The 3,425-nt window shown below is 46.1% G+C and carries 3 protein-coding genes; all 3 read left to right on the top strand.

Going from position 1 to position 3,425, the window contains the following annotated elements:
- Positions 1-8: 8 nt before the first annotated feature.
- A complete protein-coding gene (locus QZP87_RS15585; RefSeq protein ID WP_363331007.1) occupies positions 9-245 on the top strand; it encodes a hypothetical protein in 237 nt (78 codons plus the stop codon).
- Positions 246-636: 391 nt separating this feature from the next.
- Complete coding sequence (locus QZP87_RS08840) at positions 637-2,256, top strand: transposase (RefSeq protein ID WP_291322555.1); 1,620 nt, start codon at positions 637-639, stop codon at positions 2,254-2,256.
- Positions 2,257-2,259: 3 nt separating this feature from the next.
- Positions 2,260-3,117: a DUF4338 domain-containing protein gene (locus QZP87_RS08845; protein WP_291322556.1), complete on the top strand. Its 858-nt coding sequence runs from the start codon at positions 2,260-2,262 to the stop codon at positions 3,115-3,117.
- Positions 3,118-3,425: the final 308 nt, after the last annotated feature.

Here is a 3,425-nt window from a genome sequence, read left to right on the forward strand (position 1 = left end):
ACCTGTTGATGCTCCACGTTCTGCCAAAGGGATTTCAAAGAACCAGATGTTATGGCTTTCTCCATGCCTGCAGTAAAAAACTTATCAAATTTCTACAATTAATTCTGAGGGTTCCACCCTTGACCATGCTCCATCAGAAAAAAAAGAGGGCTGAAATTATCTGCCAAGTGTGTGGAGCGACAATGAACATCGTGCGGACATGTATAGCCAAGCTGCCAGCCAATCCGGCTAAATGCACCACATAGAAAGGACAGGAGCTATGGTTATGTAATCGGCAAAGACATAAGTCCTTTCAAAATCCGATTTTATCGGCAATGGATACCTGCGCCCAAAAAAAGACATTGATCGACCCTAAAGTGGAATGCAACATGAAAAATACGAGAATCAAGAAGCCCTTTCCCAGGACCACAATTTTTCCCCTTCCAAATTGACATACCCCACACCTCAGCCTTAAAAAGCAATATTCGTAACAGTTTAGCCCTTTTTTAGGAAAGCAGGGGACAGGCACCCCAGCCCTTGTTTTTTGATGTACAAAAACAGTAACTTCTCAATAGTTCTGGGTAAGATACATTTTTTTTTAAATTTGTCCCTCAAAAAAGTAGACACAAAAAAATTTTTATGGCATAAGTCTTTTCCATGAGCTTGATAAACAAAAAATTAATGGACTTGCCGGAGATTCCTGAGGATCAGCGAACACCCTTGAGTGATCACCTTCTTGAGATCATTTTTGCCCATAAAGAACATATCCAGTTGCAGAACGAAATCATCCAGGGATTAAAGGATGAGATTGCCAGGTTAAAAGGAGAAAAGCCTAAACCCAAGATCAAACCATCAAACCTGGGGAAAAAACCAAAGCCAGACGAGGACAATGGTCAAGGCAACATAAAGGCAAAGAGACCAGGTTCAAAAAAGAAACGTAAAAAACTCGAAATCCACAAGACTGTGATCGTTGCTCCGGAGAATATCCCTAAAGGCAGTCAATTCAAAGGCCACGAGGATTACTTTGTTCAAGACCTCCTGATCCAGCCATACAATGTTCGGTATCGCTTGGAGCGCTGGGTAACTCCCTCAGGGCAATCTATCATTGGCCAGATCCCGGAGGGAGTCAGGCAAGGTCACTTCGGCAATATCCTCATCGGATATATCCTTTATCAATACTACCACTGCATGGTCACCCAACCTCTTCTCCTGGAAGGGCTCCTGGAAATGGGCATTGATATCTCCTCGGGGCAAATCAACAATATTCTCATTGAAGGCAAAGAGAGTTTTCATCTCGAAAAAGAAGACATTCTGAGCGCCGGACTGGAGGTCTCCGACTATGTGAACGTTGACGATACAGGGGCTCGGCATAAAGGCCGAAACGGATACTGCACCCATATCGGCAACGAACTTTTCGCCTGGTTTGCAAGCACAGAATCAAAGAGCCGGATCAATTTCTTGACCTTGTTGCGCGGCAAGCAGGCTGATTATGTCATCAACCAGGACGCCCTTGATTATATGCAGGCCCACAAGCTCCCCAAAAAGATCCTGCAGTCTCTTGATGAGCTTGAGGAAAAAAACCTTCCCGATCAGCAGGCCTGGGAGTCGATGCTGAGCAGGCTCGGTATCACAACCAAAAGACACGTCCAAATCGTCACCGAAGGGGCTCTTTTGGGAAGCATCCTGGAACACGGCCTGAATGAAGATATTGTTATTCTCAGTGATGATGCCGGACAGTTCAATGTCTTTCTCCACGCCCTGTGCTGGATTCATGCCGAAAGGACCATCAATAAGCTCGTTGGCTTCAATGAGCAGCAAAGGGATGCTCTGAATTCAATAAAGGATCAGCTTTGGACCTTATATGACGATCTCAAGGCCTACAAAGAAAATCCAAGCCCGAAGCAAAAAGAGGACCTTACACAACGGTTTGACCAACTGTTCACCACCAAGACCTGCTTTGCCAGTTTGAATCAGGCTCTTGAAAGGATATATAAGAACAAATCAGAACTTTTGCTGGTCCTCAGACGCCCTGAAATCCCCCTGCACAACAATTTGAGTGAAAACGATATCCGCGAGTATGTCAAAAGGCGAAAAATCAGCGGTGGGACCAGGAGCGATCTTGGTCGAAAAGCGCGGGACACTTTCGTCAGCTTAAAAAAGACCTGCCGGAAACATGGAATTTCCTTTTGGGAGTATCTCCAGGATCGACTTTCCGGGAAAATGAAAATTCCCAGGCTGGGCGACTGGATCAGGCGAAAAGCCAAGGTTCCCGGATAATCTATGCGCTATTGCGGACGGACGTTTACCCAACCCGAACTGATCCGTATCAAAGAACTGATCGCAGAAAGTCCCAATGCCAATCGGGCCGCATTGTCACGTTCCGTATGCCAGCTATTACAGTGGTATCGTCTGGACGGCAGGCTCAAAGACATGAGCTGCCGTGTGGCCATGCTGCGCATGCACGAGGACGGCCTCTTGCAATTGCCAGCCCCCAGAAAAGGGAATGGCAACGGCAAACCCTATTCTCGCCGAACCCAAAAGACTGATCCCAAGCCTCCTCTTGTCATTCCGCCAACCGCCTTCTCTGTCCTGAAAGTAAAACCCGTTCAGAACAGCAATCAATCCCATCTCTGGAATGAATATATCCAGCGCTACCACTATCTCGGCTATGCCCCCGTACCCGGTGATCAAATCCGCTACATAGTCCAGTTTCAAGATCAGACAGTGGCCCTTTTAAGCTTCAGGGCCGCGGTCTGGATGACAGCGCCCAGAGATCAATTTATTGGCTGGACTCAACCAAAACGCAAAGAAAACCTTCACCTGATCATCAATAATGCCCGCTTTCTCATCTTGCCCTGGATTCAGACTCCAAACCTGGCCTCACGAATCTTGAGCATGACCATAAAACGTGTGAACCAAGACTGGGAGAGTCTCTACCAATATTCTCCGGTCCTGATCGAAACATTTGTTGAAACCAGACGATTTCCTGGCACATGTTACAAAGCAGCAAACTGGATCTATTTGGGTCAGACAAAAGGGGTCGGCAGGCTCGGCAATACGAAAAAACCACAGCTACCAGTCAAATCTATCTGGGTCTATCCCCTACACCAAAAATTCAGACAAAAACTATGCTCATAAATTGAACCCGTTTTGAACCCTGCCCAGAACTATTGAGAAGTTACCAAAAACAGACTTAATCAAACAAGGGCTGTGAGAGCCAGTCCCCATGCAACTTGCAAATGGCTAAACTATTACGAAAAAATCAAATTGTCACAAATAGTTGCAATGTCAACCATATCAGCGACCTGGATATACGCTCCACACCATCCAGAGGCTTCTGGATGGTCAGGTCATGGGCAAAGTATTTGGCGTGGTAAGGTGTGGGCATGGGGAGTTTATATTAATATTTCCATTTTTTCATCTCGCAGTGCTCAGCAAAAAAAGCA

The organism is Desulfonatronospira sp. (genome assembly GCA_003563255.1).
In the GTDB taxonomy this organism is placed as follows: Bacteria; Desulfobacterota; Desulfovibrionia; order Desulfovibrionales; family Desulfonatronovibrionaceae; genus Desulfonatronospira.

What these genes read in the sequence shown, in the direction of transcription:
- QZP87_RS08840 (WP_291322555.1), top strand. Translation starts at nt 637, where the DNA reads ATGAGCTTGATAAACAAAAAATTAATGGACTTGCCGGAGATTCCTGAG.
- QZP87_RS15585 (WP_363331007.1), top strand. Translation starts at nt 9, where the DNA reads ATGCTCCACGTTCTGCCAAAGGGATTTCAAAGAACCAGATGTTATGGC.
- QZP87_RS08845 (WP_291322556.1), top strand. Translation starts at nt 2,260, where the DNA reads ATGCGCTATTGCGGACGGACGTTTACCCAACCCGAACTGATCCGTATC.